Genomic DNA, 18,026 nt, shown 5'->3' on the forward strand with positions numbered 1-18,026 from the left:
CCTGCTGCCCTCGCGCAACAGGGTGTAGATCATTCAGTGATAAAGGAACTCTCTATGGGTAGAGACGATTCAGCATGCGTGGGAATGGGATCGTTTCACGCACATGATCCAGACCGCAAATCCATGCAATCGTACGCTCCAGACCCAAACCGAAGCCCGAGTGAGGAACTGTACCGTATTTGCGCAGATCCAAATACCAGCGATATGCCTCTTCCGAAAGCTCATGCTCAGCAAAACGTTTCTCCAAGAGTTCTGGATCATCAATCCGCTGGCTACCCCCGATGATTTCGCCGTAGCCTTCTGGTGCGATCATGTCCGCGCACAGAACCACTTCCGGACGTTCAGGGTGTGGCTTCATGTAGAAAGCTTTGATTTCGGTAGGATAATGAGTGATGAAAACAGGCTTGTCGAAGTGGTCCGCAATCATCGTCTCATCCGGTGCCCCAAAGTCGTCTCCCCATTTGATCTCGCTACCTTTTTCCTGCAACAGTTTGATCGCATCATCATAAGAGATGCGTGGGAACGACCCTGTTACATTTTGCAGTTTTGTGGTATCGCGCTCCAACGTTTTCAGTTCGCGCTCACAGTTTTTCAATACGGATTGTACCACATGAGAAACAAACGCTTCCTGAATACGCAGATTTTCTTCATGATCCACGAAAGCCATCTCCGGCTCGATCATCCAGAACTCGATCAAGTGACGACGTGTCTTGGATTTCTCGGCACGGAAAGTTGGACCGAAAGAGTAAACGCGGCCTAACGCCATAGCAACTGCTTCCATATAAAGCTGGCCGGACTGCGAGAGATACGCATCTTCCTCAAAATATTTGGTATGGAACAGATTGGTGGTACCTTCCGCAGAGGTCGGTGTCAAAATCGGTGGATCTACTTTTACGAAACCGTTCTCGTGGAAGAACTCATACATGGCGCGAATCACCTCGGAACGCACAGCCATGACTGCACGCTGACGTGGAGAACGCAGCCACAGGTGGCGATGGTCCATGAGGAAGTCAACACCGTGTTCCTTCAAGGAAATCGGATACTCCTGGGCGATCTGAATAATTTCCACACCTGTTACTGTCAGTTCGTAACCGCTTGGTGCGCGGTCATCCGCACGAACTACACCGGTTATGTAAAGTGAGCTTTCTTGTGTGAGCTGCGATGCATTCTCCCACACTTCTTCCGCTACTTCCGCTTTTACTACTACACCTTGGATGAAGCCGGAGCCGTCGCGGAGCTGCAAAAATTGAATCTTGCCGCTGCTGCGTTTGTTGTATAACCAGCATCCCAGGCGTACTTCTTGTCCAACATGCTGCCCGATTCGGGCAATCGTCGTCAACATTGAATGATTCCCTCCATTTACCATGCCACGCAAATACAGACTAAGTATACCTGATAATTATACTATTGGGGGCCTGCAAATTCAATGAAAGTCTCCTTGTACAATGTTAACCATAAATTTATTATGTAAACTAATGTGCATTTGGGAGACCTGATCTCAACATCGGCCTCCCCGCTTCTGAATCATCCACTCGCCCCATTGTTGTTTCCTACCGAATTATTTATCATGCTCGATATCGCTATCGTATTCTTCACTACTTTCATAATAATCTTGCTCGAGATCATTTTCATCCGTATCTTCTTCATCTTCATCTTCATCCATGTCATCCTCGTCCATGTCCTCATCTTCCATGTCTTCATCGTCCGCATCTTCATAATCCGTATCTTCATCATCCGCGTCTTCATAATCCGTATCTTCATCATCCGTATCTTCATCATCCGCATCTTCATAATCCGTGTCTTCATCATCGGTATCTTCGTCATCGGTATCTTCATCATCGGTATCTTCATCATCCATGTCTTCATCATCCATGTCTTGATCTTCTTCTATCTGATCTTCGTCGACTTCTTCTGTCTCCAGTTGCTCCCTCTCCGTTGACCATTCCAATATTTCGTGTGGGACACCTACTCCTTTTTCTCCAATCGCGATCCAGTGAATCACACCAGTCGCTTCTTGACCCTCTTGATTGCGGAACACGGTGATGATCGCTGAAGTCCTCTTGGTGTATTTGAGCGACGTATATATCCCCGGTTGATTTGTCATCGCCACCATACAATAATGTGTATCCGCATATGGCTGTGGCAAACGAACGGTCACATCTGTGGACTTGCTCGTGGCAGAAAGTCTGAATGGGACGAAACCGTATTGTTGAAAGGTTACTCCTACGTGATTATGCGTTTCAATGACCGGAAAGCTCAGCTTCTCAGCCGTAATCGACTCATTCTCAATGTGAAGCGTAGAGACAGCTTTGGGCGCAATTTTGGAACCGGTCACGGAGTCCTCTGCCAGTTTTTCCTGCGTAATGATCCGGTTTTGCAGATGCTGTTCTGTTATGCTTCTGGCGACAAGATGATTTCCTTTGAGCGTCCCCTCCATAATATGAGTTCCATCCAAGCTGCCTTTTATGACATGAGCACCATGAATCGAATGGCTATCTAGCTTGCTCGCATCAATGCTCTGGTCAGCTATTTTCTCTCGGGTGACACTGCCTTCCTGTAATTTTTCCTTGGAAATGGAGTTACCCTGGAGATGTTCATTTTGAATGATATGACTGTTGAGATGTGTAGACGATATTGCTTTTTCGGCGATCTTTTCCCCTGTGACGGCTGCTCTGCCCAGATGGCGTGTCTTGATCGCATCTTTGGCTATTTTGGGGGCTGTGATGACGGCATCTCCAATTTTGCTTGTCGTAATGCTTAGGTCTGAAATTTTGTCTGTGGAAACAGATTCCGGCGCCAATTTTGAGGTGGTCACCAAGTGGTCATGCAGATGTTGCGTGTGGATGATGTATTCGCGTAGATGATTGCCCCCAATGAGTCTGTCAGCCAAATGATGTTCTTCTATAGATCTTCTTGCCAACTTTTCTGAACGAATGGACCCGTCAATCAGATGTCGTGAACTCACACTCTCGTCGAGTAAGTGTTTCTCTCCTACACTCTTGTTCGCCAATTTGTCGATAGTGACAGCCTTGTCGGCTATTTTGCCAGTGGTAACCTGCTGATCCCCAATTTTTTTGGACGTCAGCATCCCGTCTTGCAAGTGGCTCGATAGGACACTGCCAGCTTGTAAATGTGTACTACCGATTGATTCTTTGGCGAGTTTTTCTGTCGTGACACTGTTGTTGCTCAAATGCTCAGTCGAAATCGCATTTGGCCCCACTTTATCACTGGTCACCGCTTCGGGCTGTAAATGCTGGCTGTGAATGGCCTGAAATGCGATGTGATGATTCGTGATGCTGCCAGCGCTAATATTACTGCCCGCTATTAGCTCTTCAGTGAGGTGATGACGGTAAATGGAGCCTTCACGGATATGTTGAGACTCAATTGCATCCTCGTCTATCTTCGTCGAAGTAACTGCTCCATCGCGTAATTTATCTCCTGTGACTGCTCCATCCTCAAGCTTCACTGTGTTGATCACATAATTGGCTAGGTTACTTGTTTGAATGGATCCCATTTTTATTTTTTCCGTGGTAATCGATTGATCCTGGATCAAGTCATTCGTAATGGCTTGATCCTGAATATGCTTACTCTGAATCGAGTGGTCGGCAAATTTCATGGAGTCGATGGTTTTATCAGCTAACTTCTCCGACGTAATGCTATGGTTGATCAATTTTTGCGCGGATATCGAATAATCCTGCAAATGCTCACCGTCTACGATTCCCCGCCCCAGATGATCCCTCAGTATCGCATGCGGTGCGATTTTGGTGGAGGTTACGCTCATGTCCGCGAGTTTGCTGCTGTCCACGGCATAATCCTTCAAAATCGAATTATCCACGGCGCCTTGCTTAATCTTGGATGAGTCAATGGCACGGTTCGCAATTTTTTCAGTGGTCACTGATTGATCTGTCAAGTCGTCTGTATAGACAAATGATTGGACACGATCATCATTTCGGTCTTTGATGACCTTCGAATAAAAGTTCGGATTGGCAGTTGAGCTTTGTTTGGAAGATGCATCCTGTTTGGAAGTTGTATCCTGTCTGGAAGTTGAAACCTGTCTGGAATTTGAAACTTGTCTGGAAGTTGTATCCTGTTTGGAAGTTGTATCCTGCCTGGAAGTTGTATCCTGCCTGGAAGTTGTATCCTGCCTAGAATTTGATACCTGTCTGGAAGTTGAATCCTGTCTGGAAAACGAGTCCTGTTTGGAGGATAGGTCCTGCTTGGGTACTTTGGGAATCGGTTGTTGTTGCTCTTTCGGTGTGGCAGCAGAGAGGGGAGGTATTCTCTGATCGCTCTCCAAATTACTTTCAAGCAGATTTAATTCGAGGTCTTCCATCCACTCCCGATCGGGTGATGATGTATATGAGAGCGGTAACTCGTGCATGGTCTGCCTAAAGGTTTTACTCAGACTTTTGTTTGCTTTTCGCCGGTTCACATTGGCCATAGGGTCTCCTTGCCTCCTGATTTCATTCCCGTATCACTCTTGTAGGATATTCATCCATTTCCCTATTTGGCACCGTGTCTACAAAATTGTTTCATCCTTATTGGCCTAAGTTTCCAGCCAACACAAAAAAACCTGCTTGGCCAACTCTCCCGTTGGCTAGCAGGTTCTTTATCTTCATTTATACAGCAACTTCTTCTTTTGTTTGTGACAAAAGCGTCCTGAATTCATCGCCTTGCAGAACTTCCGCTTCCATCAATGTGTACAAGCCTGTTTGGAATACGGAGTCATATTGTCTCAAAAGATTGCGAGTTTCTACGAGCAACCCATCCAGCAGACGCTCAACCTCATCATGAATACGACTCTTCTCCATGTATTGCAAATGTACAATCCCCAGATCCGACATACCGCTTTGTACAATTTCCTGTGCCATTCCCAGCGCTTGCTCGAAGTCATTCTTCGATCCAGTACTGCGTCCACCGTAGTAGATTTCCTCCGCTACGGCTCCTCCAAGGCTAACCATGATTTGCTTTTCCATCGCATCCTTGGTATACAGATAGCGGTCTTCCATTGGATTTTGTCGGACGTACCCTAGTGCTTTGCCACGTGGACTCAGCGTGACCTGCGAGACAGAGCCTGGTCGCACCATCTCACTGACAATGGCATGCCCCAATTCATGGAGCGCAACACGCTTCTTCTCTTCCTCTGATGCTTGTCGATCTACTTTCTCTCCGAGCATGACCTTATCCACGGCATAAGCAAAATGCTTCGCAGTGATCTTGTCCAGTCGGTCACGCATGGCGTAAATAGCCGCTTCATTGGCTACACTTTCCAGCTGTGCGCCAGAAAAACCGAATGTCTCTTGTGCCACTTTTTCCAGTGTGACGTCTTCGCCAAGCGGTTTATTCGCCGTATGAATGGTCAAAATCTGCTCGCGTGCTGGCTTGTCTGGGAGATCAACGCTAATATGACGGTCAAAACGACCAGGACGCAACAACGCTGCGTCGAGCATGTCTTTCCGGTTCGTAGCTGCCATGACTAAAATCCGCGGCTTGTCGGTCGTAGCTACACCATCCATCTCCGTCAACAGTTGATTCAAGGTCTGATCGTATTCACGTTGCTGTTGACCGTCCCTTTTTCCACCGACGACATCGATCTCATCGATAAAAATAATCGCGCTGTCTTGCCCATTTTTCTCTGCCAATGTCTTCGCTTCTTGAAACAATTCACGAACGCGTTGTGCACCGACACCGACGTACATCTCTACAAACTGCGAACCTGATGCCGCCACAAAGGCAGAATTTGTATAGTTCGCTGCTGCTTTCGCCATCAGTGTCTTACCCGTACCAGGAGGACCTGTCAAAAGAACACCTTTGATCGGGCGAATCCCGTACTGCTCAATTTTGTCTTTATACACGAGAAAATCAAGCGATTCCTTCAGTTCTTTTTTAGCGCGTTCCTGTCCACCAATATCGGCAAACTGCACGTCCGATTTCGGCAGCTCATGCTTGTTTGCTTTTCTTTTCCCACCGAGGGCGACATTCCCGCCTTGTCCATTTTGCTGACGGATGACCAGAAAGTAAATCGCCCCCAGTACGGCTCCGAACACCAAGAATGGCGTAATATTTACACCTAGAAAAACAAGAAAAATAAACAGTGCAGGTACGACGCCGATCAGTACTTCCTTACGCACGTGCCGTCACCTCTTTTTCAATGGAACGGGGGATGATGGTGTAGAAATCCTCCGTTCCTTTTTTCAAGTAAACATAAATGTTCTCGTCATCCATTAATGCAGATGCTTCGTCCAGCTGATTCCCCTTTTTCCATTGTTCCACGAGGGCTGGAATGCGGCTATATTCATGCAGTTCCACTGCTTCTGTAAACACAAATTGACCGCTCTGCCATATATCATTCATCGCTGTCGACTGATTGTCTATGTCAATGACCACTTCTTTTTCCCCTGCGATCTTTTGTGTTTCCGTTAGCAAATTGCGATATTCTGCTGGAAACGTGTCAGGTTTTGTAACAGTTACATCTATTTGAATTTTATCTTTGCTGATCTCCAAATTACCCAATGTGGCGGACTGCATTTGTCCAATTTCTGCACGGATTGGCTCCTCAATCTCCATCTTTTGATACAAGAACCATCCTCCGAACAGGAGTGCCAAGGTTGCCACCAAAGATAATCCAATTGCGCTCTTTTTCAACTGCACGGCTACTCCCCCCATAAATATCGTTCTCGTTTTCTCTCTCTGCAACGTCCCCAGTATATCATATGAGTATATCAATTTCTTATACAGATGTTGGATGGAATGCCAAACAGGCCTTCTCCCATAAGGAAAAGGCCTGTCGTCAAGCTAGCGTATTAGGTTGGCGCGAGCACGTATGAGGTTAACAAAGCACCTGTGAATAGATCATAGTGAATATAGTGAAAACGACCGTCTTTGTCTTTGACAGTGACTTCCCAAAATTTCTTATCGTTTTCGAGACCAGGAACCAAATGAGTGATCTCCGATTGCGGGAATGACTTGTAAACCGCCTCTTCTACATTCTTTTTAGGAACAGCTAGATCCATTCGATCGAAACTAACTTTCTGATCGGTCATCCATGCTACAACCTGTGTACCCGCCTTATTTTTCCCAATGACGACAGCGTAGCTCTCCTTGCCCCGATATTCATCAATGGATTCAATCTCCGTGATTGTCGTGCGATCCTGGACCCACTGACGAACGGTTTCCTCAAATTGATTACGCTCTCCTGCTACAGAAGCCGTCAGGTGATAGGCGAACCCAGCTCCCGTAAGTAAAATGACGGCTACGATTGATAGGATAATTCGTACTAACACAGCAAAGTAACTCCTTTACGTGGCTGACATTACAATCGGAATCGAAGCTGGTCTCTCTTCACTCCAACTGCCGTTTGCATTTGCAAATCCAGCTCCAGTTGGCGAAGCTGCCCCGTAGTTGACTCGTACCATAGTTGGTAATTGACTTTCATTCCCTCTGTTACGTTCGAAGACAAATCCTGAATAGGGAAGGATGGACCTAACCACATCGATAATAACGAAGAGACTTCCTCTGGTGGAACCGCTATCCGATATCCACTCCATCCTTGCCCTGCAGTATCTTCAAGGCGTTCAGGACTAACCGATTGCAAAACTCCCTTGAGCAATACTGCGTGCTCATGCGGGGTGAACATCGCATACGGCAGTGCGGCATGATCCTGTATCTGGCCATCAATTCGCACCGATACTGGTTGCCCATCTTTTCTGGCTATTTCAAGCTGGTGGCCACCGATTTCTCCTGTGAGCTGAAATTGCTCATTTTGATATCGCCCATGCAAGGTCTGATCCTGCATGTATACCAGAAATGAGCGTTCCTCGTCCTTCGTGATCTGCTCCAAAAGCTCCGCTACCGTCGTCGCTGTCTGCTCCGTTCCTGCTGTTTGTCTGACCGCAGCCGCAGTATCAGTGCTGTCTGTATTGGCTGATCGACTTACTGTCCCCAATACAATCCCAAGGAGAAATAGACCGAGTAGGATAGGAATGAGCCACCACAGCATTTTGGGCCGGATGTACATGTCGTCCCCCCTGTCCCATTTTTGTCTTTAGCCTATGCTATACGGGAAGGTTTTAGAACGACACGGAAAAGTTGCTAATCATACCTTAGGGTCGGGCGGTCATACTACATATACACCCCGAGGAGGTGAGCGCGTGACATCTTCGCAACAAACCACATCTCCTGACATACTTGGGTTTCTGTTACAGGAATACCGCGTCTCCTGGGCAGGATTGTCGTCTCCCTTGCGTCAATGGTCGCACACACCCACTCTTCATTTTCGCCATCATCTCCTGACAAAAGCTGTGGCAAAAATGAACAACGGAACGTCGTAGTATCCAATTCCCCTACCTACACCTACACTGCCTTACTCCTGTCCCCCACCTGACAGGAGCCTTTTACCGTTTTAACGTTTGGAATACGCGGTTTGCTTCATAAATCGCGCGCTCCTCATCGATGGTCAACAGCTTATGATTACGCATCAAGAATTTACCCGCTACAATCGTATCTTTCACATCGCGTCCATTTGCTGCGTACACCACGTGTGAAACCGGTTGGTGTGCCGGGTGGAAATGGGCTTGGTGGCTATCCAGCACGATCAAGTCAGCTTGCTTGCCTACTTCAATGCTTCCGAGTGTTTCCTCTTGGAATACCCCTTCTGCACCATAACGAGTAGCCATGCGAAGTGCTTCCTCTGCTGGAACCGCTACTGGATCGTTGTTCACACCTTTGTGTAGGATCGCAGCGAGTTTCAATTCCTCAAACAAATTCAAATTGTTGTTGCTTGCAGAGCTGTCGGTACCCAGGGACACGCTTACACCTTTTGCCAACATTTTAGGAACTGGCGCAACACCACTAGCCAGTTTTAGGTTGCTCACTACGTTATGAGAAACTCTTACGTTGTATTTTGCCAAAATGTCGATTTCTTCATCCGTTAGGTGAACAGCATGCGCGACGAGTGTTGGACGATTGAACATTCCCAGCTTTTCCAAATGCGCAACTGGACGAAGCCCGTAGTCCTTCTCGTTTTGACCGACTTCCCAAGCAGTTTCAGACATATGGATATGAAGCGGCAAGGAAAGCTCATCGGCTTTTTCGATAATTTGGGTAATAAATTCTGGCGAGCACGTGTACGGCGCATGCGGTGCCATCATGACGGTAATACGCCCGTCTGCCTGATTATGCCATTCTTTTGCAAAAAGAGTTGCGTCTTTCAGCTTTGTTTGACGTTCTTCTTCGGAGCACAGACCAATCATCCCTCTGCAAAGGCGAGCGCGCATTCCAGCAGTATCGACTTCCTTCGCCACGACATCCATATGATCATACATATCCACAAACGTAGTGGTACCGGTACGAATCATCTCGATTAGCGACAGCTGGGTTCCCCATTTTACTGTGTCTCCCGTGAATTGCGCCTCCAATGGCCACATTTTGTCTTCAAGCCATTGTTGCAGCGGCAAATCATCTGCATAACCGCGTAGGAGGGACATACCAGCATGTCCATGCGTGTTGATTAAGCCAGGCAGTATGTAATCACCTTTTTGATCGATGACTTCATCGTATCCCGCTTCCGACAGGTCCTCAGGAGTTGGGCCCACATACGTAATCTTGTTGCCTTCGAATGCTACGGCACCATCGTAAATGACTTCATTCGTATCGTTAACGGTAATGACTGTTGCGTGAATGAGGATCGTCTTTTTCATAGTATACACTCCATTCTTACGTCAAATAGTAGGCCAAGCTTTGCAGGTTGGACGTCACATCCGCATAGTGAATGCGAACATCTTTTCCTGCGCGAATCGTCGTAGGGGCAAAATTCAAGATCCCCCTGATACCCGCTTGAGTCAACTGATCACATACGGATTGCGCTGCAGGTGCCGGTACCGTAATAATCGCCAGCTTGATTTGCTTGTCGACGACTGTTTCTTCCAGCTCTGATAAAGGCTGAATGGGTATACCTGCGACTTTTTTGCCCTGCTTCTCTGGATTATTGTCAAAGATGGCCGCAATCCGCATGTTATCTTTCAAATAAGCGTTGTAGTTACTAATGGCATGGCCCAAATGCCCAGCTCCGACCAAAGCGACACGGATTTCATCCGTTAGCTTCAGAATTTCACGGATTTTTTCCACCAGATAATCGACATCATAGCCGATTCCCTTTTTTCCAAAATCACCAAAAGCTGCAAGATCCTTTCTGATTTGGGCAGGATTCACATCAAGATTCTTGCCCATCTGTTGGGAGGAAACGGTGGTCACCTCAACTTGCTGCAAATAGCTAAGGTAACGCAGATAAATCGGCAAACGACGGACGACCGCTTCTGAAATCTTTTCGTGTTTTGCCACGTTCGGTCTTCCCCCCTAATTCTTTTGCTTCAAAATCCGATATTCTTTTCCATTCGATAAAATGGTAATGGAACCGTCGTCGCTGGTAACGTATGTCTCGGCCCATGACTCACCCAAGCGCTCCATGACTTCCGTCTGACCGTCTTTCATTTGATCCCGTGATCGGCCTGTCTGAATAATGGCGACCTGTGGATCGACTTGCGTCAGAAACGGTTGCGAAGAGCCTTGATTGCTCCCCTGACCTGCTACCTTTAGCACTTCCGCCTTCAGTCTGTCATTCTTCCGTTCCAACAGTCGCTCTTCTGCTTTTTCATTCACGGCGCTCATAAATAAAAATCGCAATTGACCGTGCGTCAATCGAAAAACGAGAGAATTGTTCTGAGGCGATAAAAATAACGGTTCATCCGGGAGCAAAACTTCCATGGAGATTTCTTGGTCAAGAGTGAGTACTTGTCCTTGCTCTGCTTCCATCTGTTTTTGGTTGGAGCGAAGCAGCGCGACATGGCGAAGCGATGATGCGATCAGCTTGGGCAAAATGACGGCATCTACAAGCACTTGCTGGCTCAATGAAGCGTAGCCTCCCATATGCTCAGGCTGGTCGTTCGTCAACAGGACATAGTCGAGCCGTGTGATCTTGAGCTCTGCCAAGCGTGCCGAGAGAACGGGCCAATCATCTGCCGTACCCGTATCAATCAGCATCGTTTTGCCGCCTGGCATTCTCAAAAGTGTACTCTCACCATGCGGAAGTGCCAAGTAGGTGATAATGAGACCCGAAAATTCCTGCTCTGTCTCTGTTTCAAACGGGTCATCTATCTTCACTGCTGCTTCTTGCAAATACAAATGGCTATCAATCGAGCATGCGCAAAGGAAAATCGCACTAAGAACTACAATCCACCAACGCCACTCTTTTTTCCATAACATTTATTTTATCACCTTAATCCCTATGAGACTATTGCTTCATTTTATGAATCTGACAGGGATTGCATACTAAGGAATGGCTCTATGCGTTCTCGAAGCGTTGGCCATGGACCGCTTTCGATCTGAAATGGCGGCAAAGATTGAAGGAATGAGCGTCCATATCTTGACTCAACCACACGCGTGTCAAGAACAATCACAACCCCACGATCCAAGTGGTGGCGAATTAATCGACCCACCCCTTGTTTAAATTGCAGAACGGCTTGTGGAAGAGACAAGGACATAAAAGCGTTTTTTCCTTCTGTCTTCAAAAGCTCGGCCCTTCCTTGATACACAGGATGATTGGGTGGAGCAAACGGGAGGCGAACAATGACTAAACTGCTCAGCCATTCCCCCTGGATATCGACACCTTCCCAGAAGCTGCTCGTCCCAAGCAGGACACTTCTCTCCATGCTTCCGAACAAACGAACCAGCTTGCTCCGATTATTGCTATCGATTCCGTGACCGAATAGCGTATATGGTTCTGGAGCATCCGCAAGCCGTTCCTTCATCGCTTGGTAAACAAGTCGAAGCATCGAGTGGGAGGTGAATAGAATCAGCGTCCTTCCTTTCGAAGCCAGTACCACATCAACACACCCTTGAATGACCGCCTCCAAATACGTGTGGTCACTCTCTTTGCCTGGTGCGGGGAAATCAGATGGAATCAACAGTAATCCCTGCTCTTCATAATGAAAAGGCGATGGCAGTGACAAGGTACGCACTCGTTCCTCGGGCAGTTGGTCGAGACCAAACTGGCTTTTGATGTAGGAGAAGCTGTTTTTGACCGTCAGAGTGGCTGATGTCAAGATCAGACTCCGCTTCTGCGCGAAAAGCGGTTCTGCCAGTGAGTCGGCAACCTTCAAGAGTGCTGCTGACAAATGAACTTGCTTGCGAGCTGTACGGGACTCTACTTCCATCCAATATACATACTCGCCATCCTGCTCAAGTAAAAAGAAGTGAAGCAGCTCCACAACATTTTGCCAGTCTTTGATGAGACCGAATAAATCTGTCAGTAGACTGCGTACGACAAATGGTGGCTTTTCCTCTTGCGGAGTCGTTCGCAAAAGCTGCTCGATGCCCGCTGCGTATGCAGTCATCCCTTCTATCAGCTTTTTGGTTACTTTACGTATCTTCTCGTGCTTACCTACAAATGATTCGACCCGATAACGTACTGTCTCACGTCCGGCGTCCGTCGTCTCCTCCGCACGGTCTGATGCCCATGCATACAAGAGCTGTGTCCATTGCTGCGCTTTCTCACGTAAGGCAGCGGACTGTTTTCTCAACTCCAGAAGCTTTGTGGCGACATCTTCTTCAACCGCAGGCATCCAGCTTTGCAGCTCTTCTGCGAAGCGGGAAATTGCCCCACTCTCTTCAACTGATGCACGATCTAACAAGAAAAGAAGCTGCGTGGTTGAAAACTGTTTGCCTAAATGCTGTGTCGCGGCATCCTCCAAATGATGGGCCTCGTCGACGATGGCAACTTCATACGGAGGGAGGATTCTATTTTCCGCTTGCAAGTCGCTGATGAAAAGGGCGTGATTGACGATGAGTACATCGACATCGCGAGCCCGTTCCTTCGCCTGAAAATAGTAACAGCGACTAAACCAGGGACAAGCCCGATTCAAACAAGAGCTCGTGTCACTTTTTACCTGTTGCCACAGCAGTTGGCCACTCGGAGGCATGCTCAGCTCTTCCACGTCACCGGTTACGGTTTGCGTGAGCCACGTCAGCATCTGTCCTTTGACCAAGCGCATTTCTTGGCTGCTTCCTTCTACAGGCTCGTCCACAGCTTGTTCAAATTTACGCAAGCACAAGTAGTTTCCTCTGCCTTTTAGCGTCGAAGCTGTAAAGGAAAACGGCAGAGACTCCTGCAAGGTAGCGATTTCCTTATGGAATAACTGTTCCTGCAATTGAATGGTATTGGTACTGACCACCAGCTGCTGCTGATTGTGATGAGCCCAAATGATCCCCGGTAAGAGATAGGCTAATGATTTTCCCGTACCTGTCCCTGCCTCTACCAATAAATGGGCACCATCCTCCATGGCCTCATAGACCGCATGCATCATCGCTTCCTGAGCATCCCGGCGTTGATATCCCGACATTTTCGCCTGCATGTGCCCGTTTTCGCCCAAGACATCCTCGAGCTGGTCAGCAAACGCTTTGGTCACTGTCGCATCGACATGGGAACGTTTTAGCGAGGCTGTTAATTTTTCTTCTCGCTTCCGAAGGGCCAGCTGGCGATAAACATCCCACATGTCTGAGGAATCCGTTTTGGTTGGCGTTCCATCCAGCTCTGGCAGCTCTATGAGCTTTTCCATCTCGATCTGACGTAAAAGAACCTCGATATCAGAGCGAAACGAAGAAACGAGCATCTGCAGGCGCTGGATGGTCACGAGAGGCAGTCTCTTTAAAATATCCAGCAAGTGGAGAAACAGCTGCGCCGTTGCGAGTGCATCGCTATCTGCTTGATGGGGATTATCGTGCTCGATCTCCAGCTCAGACGCCAGTTCTCCGAGTCTGTAGCTATTTTGCATCGGCAAAAGAACGCGAGATAGCTCCACTGTATCAAACACGTAGCCGTCAAACGCATAATAGCCCTGGCTCAGCAGGGCTTCTTGTAAAAATTGGAGATCAAAGCTTGCATTATGTGCAACAAAAGCTCGTCCGTCCAATAAACGCAAGAAATCTGGAAACACTTCTTCCAAGGAAGGAGCATCTGCAACCATCTCATTGGTAATCCCTGTTAATTGGGTAATAAATGGGGGAATATCCTGGCCTGGATGAATCAGGGTGGAAAAACTCTCGGTAATCTGTCCATCATCGATTGCGACGGCACCAATCTGAATGATGCTGTCCCCTTGGCGTGGATGGCTTCCCGTCGTCTCAAAATCTACAACTAGTAATCGATTCAAACGTTGTCACCTCGTAACCTGGGCGGAAACATTCAATCCGCACCCATTCACATTCGGCAACGATGGGAAATATTCCTGCTCTCCTGTACATTTAAGGCTGTACGAGCTCGGTTTGCATTTCTGATTGACCGAGCTTGCTTGCGCATAATTGCAGATAGATGGGGATTTCCCATAACTGTTCTGCGAATGGCAATGCCCGTTGAAAATATTGTTCAGCTAGGCGCCAATTTTCTTCCACAACCGCGATTCTTCCCAGATGAAAATACCCTAACGAACGTACATATGGCTCAGCGTCGTCCAGGAAATACTTTGCCAACCGTTTTGCTTCTTGTGTATCCCCCAGCTTTTCGTATGCGGAAATCATCCCGGATTGTCCGAGGCGATTGTCTCGGTTTTTCTCCAGCATGATCCGAAACGCTTTGATTGCGTCCTCTACCCTTCCATCAAACAACAGCATCCATCCATAACTAAAAAGAAAGTCGTCATTTTCGGGTGCAAGACTGATGGCTTTTTTGACGAGCGTCAATGCCCGCTTCGTACCTGCAATGAGCCACGTATTCCAGGCCAAGCCATGCCACGTCCACCCATCTTTTGGGGAACGCTCCGTCAAAAAGTGATAGCAAATTTGTGCCCGGTGATAATTGCCCACTGTTTCGTATAAAGAGGCCATTTCCTGAAGGGTATCGCTGTCCAAATCGCGCGTCGGCAGTTGCAAGCCTTTAGGCGGGCTCCATTCCACCGTCTGGTCCATCGTATGCAGTAATTTGGCAGCACGCAGCCATAGCATCTGCGCTTCCCAATCGTGCTCGTTTTTTTCTAGATACGGTTCCAATTCGTCCAAAGCTTCCTGTGCATCGCCATCTCTTAAATAGCATAGCGCGAGGTTGTATTTGGCTTCTTCCTGTTCTGGCTTGATTTCGAGAGACGTCTTAAAAGCTTGCACCGCCTCTAACCATTGCTCCTCTTCAGCCAGAATGCAACCGATGGCATTAAAGCTGATGGCAACAACGGTAGGTGAGCTTGCTGTCCTGCCGAGAAGACGGAATTCCCGAAAGGCCAATTCATTCTCCTCGCACAAAAGGAGACTGTAGGCGTAGTACAGGCGTCCACTTTCCCAGTCTGGCGATTTTTGGACTAATTCTGCAAAACACTTTTTCGCGTCTTGGAACATCCGCAAATGATAAAAGCCTTCCCCTCGACGAAAAATCGGCTCGTATGGATTCGTTTCAACGGCCTTTGGTGATTTTGTATTCACCTTCGACTGATCCGTCTTTTTCTCTTCCACTGGAAGCTGGCCTTCCATTTCCTTGATGTTACGAATCGCATTCGATAATTTTTCTTCGAATTGCAGCCACAGGTCTACGACTGTATCACTTACTTGGCGCAATTGAAACAATTGTTCCGCGAGCTGAAGACGCTCTTGTTCAGAAGCCCCCTGCCACTTCTCTTCAATCGACTGCGCTTTGGTACGAAGCGTATGAAACCAGTCCTCGATTTTCACAAGAAAAGCCACCCCCTATGAGGCATGAGTACTTTCATTGTCTCACAAGGCAGGTGGCTCTATACAGGAACAGACAGATCGCTTACAGAATCGTCGCGTGCACTTCTTCAGCAATCAATTCTTTGATCTGATTTTTTTCATCCATGATGGCGACACGTGGCTTATAAGTTCTCGCCTCTTCATCCGTCATCATCGCATAGGCAATAATAATGACGATATCGCCCTCTTGAACGAGACGTGCAGCTGCTCCGTTCAAGCAAATGACGCCACTGCCTGGAGCCCCTTCGATGACGTATGTTTCCAGACGCGCTCCGTTGTTGTTATTGACGATTTGTACTTTTTCATTTGGCAAAATATCCAGTGCATCCAACAAATTTTTGTCGATGGTAATACTGCCCACATAGTTCAAGTTTGCTTCAGTTACCGTTGCGCGATGGATTTTTGCTTTCATCATGGTGCGGAACACTAAGAATTCCTCCCTTATCTCTACTTGATGGATGTAATCGTATTGTCAATCAGACGCGTTTTGCCAAAACGAGCAGCTAACGCGATGATGATCGTTTGACCTGCCGTTTCCTGCTCGACGGGTGTGAGCTCTGGATAGCTCAAAATTTCCACATAATCAATCTCAGCCAGCGGCTTCTCGGAAATCATTTGCGTGATTCGATCCTTGATCTCAGTAAGAGGCCTGTCCTCACCCAGCCATTCTTCTGCTTGCTTCAGGCTTTGTGATAACACGAGTGCTTGTGCTCGCTCATCCGCTGACAAGTATACATTCCGAGAGCTCATGGCAAGACCATCCGCTTCGCGGACAATCGGGCATGGAACGATTTGTACTGGCATCGACAAGTCGTGGACCATTTGCGTCACAACTGCTACTTGCTGGGCATCCTTTTGTCCGAAAAAGGCGTAATCGGGCTGGACAATTTGAAACAATTTATTGACGACAGTCGATACGCCATCAAAATGACCCGGACGAGAAGCTCCACACAATGGAGTCGTCACATTTGCCACTGAAATATTGGTCAGCATCGGTTTCGGATACATCTCGCTGACTTCCGGGGTAAACAGGAGGTCCACCCCCGCTTCTTCCGCCATTTTACTATCCCGTTCGATATCACGCGGATAGCGCTCAAAGTCCTCATTCGGCCCGAATTGCAGCGGGTTTACGAAAATGCTCATCACAACCAAATCGCATACTTCACGAGCAGCTTTTACCAAGCTGAGATGACCTTCATGCAAAAAACCCATGGTCGGTACCATTCCGATCGTTTTGCCTTGCCGACGTGCTTCTTTTATATGAACGCGCATCTCTTCAATGGTGGAGACTTGCTGCATCATTGTTTGCATCATGACTGCTTCACTCCTTCCCCGTACAATTCCTTGATGGTTTCTTCAGAGGCATGGAAGACATGCTCTGGTCCTGGGAAGCTTCTTGCTTCGACTTCTTTGTTATAGATCTCAACTGCTTCACGGATGGTTTCACCAATGTTTGCGTACCGCTTCACGAATTTCGGTGTGATATCCGATGCGTAGCCGACCATATCATGGAACACCAGCACTTGCCCATCACAAGTTGCACCCGCTCCGATTCCGATCACAGCGATGTCCAGCTTGTTTGCAATCATGCCTGCGACCTCTTCCGGAACACATTCCAGCACAATGGCGAATGCACCCGCTTCTTGAATCGCAAGGGCCTCATCCAACAATTTTTTGGCTGCCTCCAGATCTCTTCCTTGTACTTTATAACCGCCTAATTGATGTACCGATTGCGGAGTAAGTCCAATATGTCCAACGACAGGGATGCCTGCTTGTACACAGCGTGTTATGATTGGGACCAGTTCACGGCCCCCTTCCATTTTGACCGCCTTGGCCAGCCCTTCTTGCATTAGTCTGCCCGCGTTTTTCACTGCTTCCTCAACTGTTCCGTGATAACTGAGAAAAGGCAGGTCTGTCACGACAAATGCACGCTTGGCCCCTCTCGTTACTGCTTTCGTATGGTGTAGCATATCCTCCATCGTAACAGGGATGGTGGAGTCATAACCCAGTACGACCATTCCCAATGAATCACCAACCAGAATCATATCAGCGCCAGCTTCATCCACTAATTTGGCTGACGGATAGTCATAGGCGGTCACCATGGTAATCGGGGTTCGCGTTTCTTTTTTCTTGCGGATACTCGAAGTCGTAATAGGTCTGTCGTGTGTTGCCATTGTTCATTTCTCCTCTTTCGCATCAAGCCCGTGGATCGTGTGAGGAATAAAAAAACCTTCTCGCGTCAATCGGGAGAAGGTTGTCCATGTCAAAAAGACATTTGCGTC

Annotated in this window: 15 protein-coding genes; 1 reads left to right on the top strand and 14 read right to left on the bottom strand. The window is 47.8% G+C overall.

Translation table 11 applies throughout. The annotated features are described in order from the left end of the window. Positions 1 to 52: 52 nt before the first annotated feature. From asnS to HPY27_RS07690, 6 genes are all read right to left on the bottom strand, one after another. Positions 53 to 1,342: an asparagine--tRNA ligase gene (gene asnS, locus HPY27_RS07665; RefSeq protein ID WP_007723123.1), complete on the bottom strand. Its 1,290-nt coding sequence runs from the start codon at positions 1,340 to 1,342 to the stop codon at positions 53 to 55. 216 nt (positions 1,343 to 1,558) lie between these two features. Beyond that, positions 1,559 to 4,441 carry a WIAG-tail domain gene (locus tag HPY27_RS07670; RefSeq protein WP_174224728.1) on the bottom strand — a complete coding sequence of 961 codons (2,883 nt, stop codon included), beginning with the start codon at positions 4,439 to 4,441 and terminating at the stop codon, positions 1,559 to 1,561. A gap of 178 nt (positions 4,442 to 4,619) precedes the next feature. After that, positions 4,620 to 6,131 (bottom strand): AAA family ATPase, encoded by a 1,512-nt coding sequence (locus HPY27_RS07675; RefSeq protein ID WP_174224729.1) that lies wholly within the window; start codon positions 6,129 to 6,131, stop codon positions 4,620 to 4,622. Then, a complete protein-coding gene (locus tag HPY27_RS07680; RefSeq protein ID WP_017248154.1) occupies positions 6,124 to 6,651 on the bottom strand; it encodes a hypothetical protein in 528 nt (175 codons plus the stop codon). Before HPY27_RS07680 ends, HPY27_RS07675 begins: the two co-directional genes overlap by 8 nt. Before the next feature lie 152 nt (positions 6,652 to 6,803). Next, a complete protein-coding gene (locus HPY27_RS07685) occupies positions 6,804 to 7,283 on the bottom strand; it encodes a cell wall elongation regulator TseB-like domain-containing protein (protein ID WP_007723133.1) in 480 nt (159 codons plus the stop codon). Between the two features lie 29 nt (positions 7,284 to 7,312). Continuing rightward, on the bottom strand, positions 7,313 to 8,017 hold the full coding sequence (locus HPY27_RS07690; RefSeq protein ID WP_017248153.1) for a hypothetical protein: 705 nt from the start codon (positions 8,015 to 8,017) through the stop codon (positions 7,313 to 7,315). A gap of 133 nt (positions 8,018 to 8,150) precedes the next feature. Between HPY27_RS07690 and HPY27_RS07695 the strand changes: the two genes are divergently transcribed. Continuing rightward, positions 8,151 to 8,330 carry a hypothetical protein gene (locus tag HPY27_RS07695; protein WP_133257456.1) on the top strand — a complete coding sequence of 60 codons (180 nt, stop codon included), beginning with the start codon at positions 8,151 to 8,153 and terminating at the stop codon, positions 8,328 to 8,330. Between the two features lie 63 nt (positions 8,331 to 8,393). Here HPY27_RS07695 and HPY27_RS07700 read toward each other — a convergent pair whose 3' ends face one another. From HPY27_RS07700 to panB, 8 genes are all read right to left on the bottom strand, one after another. After that, positions 8,394 to 9,698 (bottom strand): amidohydrolase, encoded by a 1,305-nt coding sequence (locus HPY27_RS07700; RefSeq protein WP_173621616.1) that lies wholly within the window; start codon positions 9,696 to 9,698, stop codon positions 8,394 to 8,396. Between the two features lie 16 nt (positions 9,699 to 9,714). Further along, positions 9,715 to 10,338 carry a redox-sensing transcriptional repressor Rex gene (locus HPY27_RS07705; protein WP_017248151.1) on the bottom strand — a complete coding sequence of 208 codons (624 nt, stop codon included), beginning with the start codon at positions 10,336 to 10,338 and terminating at the stop codon, positions 9,715 to 9,717. A gap of 15 nt (positions 10,339 to 10,353) precedes the next feature. After that, on the bottom strand, positions 10,354 to 11,259 hold the full coding sequence (locus HPY27_RS07710) for a ComEC/Rec2 family competence protein (RefSeq protein ID WP_174224730.1): 906 nt from the start codon (positions 11,257 to 11,259) through the stop codon (positions 10,354 to 10,356). Between the two features lie 41 nt (positions 11,260 to 11,300). Next, on the bottom strand, positions 11,301 to 14,204 hold the full coding sequence (dinG, locus tag HPY27_RS07715) for an ATP-dependent DNA helicase DinG (RefSeq protein ID WP_174224731.1): 2,904 nt from the start codon (positions 14,202 to 14,204) through the stop codon (positions 11,301 to 11,303). Between the two features lie 91 nt (positions 14,205 to 14,295). Further along, complete coding sequence (locus tag HPY27_RS07720) at positions 14,296 to 15,705, bottom strand: tetratricopeptide repeat protein (protein WP_017248148.1); 1,410 nt, start codon at positions 15,703 to 15,705, stop codon at positions 14,296 to 14,298. 82 nt (positions 15,706 to 15,787) lie between these two features. Further along, complete coding sequence (panD, locus tag HPY27_RS07725) at positions 15,788 to 16,171, bottom strand: aspartate 1-decarboxylase (protein ID WP_007723146.1); 384 nt, start codon at positions 16,169 to 16,171, stop codon at positions 15,788 to 15,790. 20 nt (positions 16,172 to 16,191) lie between these two features. Next, the gene (gene panC / locus HPY27_RS07730; protein WP_017248147.1) at positions 16,192 to 17,058 is read right to left on the bottom strand and encodes a pantoate--beta-alanine ligase; all 867 of its coding nucleotides are present in this window, start codon (positions 17,056 to 17,058) and stop codon (positions 16,192 to 16,194) included. After that, on the bottom strand, positions 17,055 to 17,918 hold the full coding sequence (gene panB / locus HPY27_RS07735; protein WP_017248146.1) for a 3-methyl-2-oxobutanoate hydroxymethyltransferase: 864 nt from the start codon (positions 17,916 to 17,918) through the stop codon (positions 17,055 to 17,057). The genes panC and panB overlap by 4 nt, the downstream gene beginning before the upstream one ends. Between the last annotated feature and the right edge of the window lie 108 nt (positions 17,919 to 18,026).

The sequence above is a fragment of the Brevibacillus sp. HB1.1 genome (assembly GCF_013332445.1).
GTDB lineage: Bacteria > Bacillota > Bacilli > Brevibacillales > Brevibacillaceae > Brevibacillus > Brevibacillus porteri.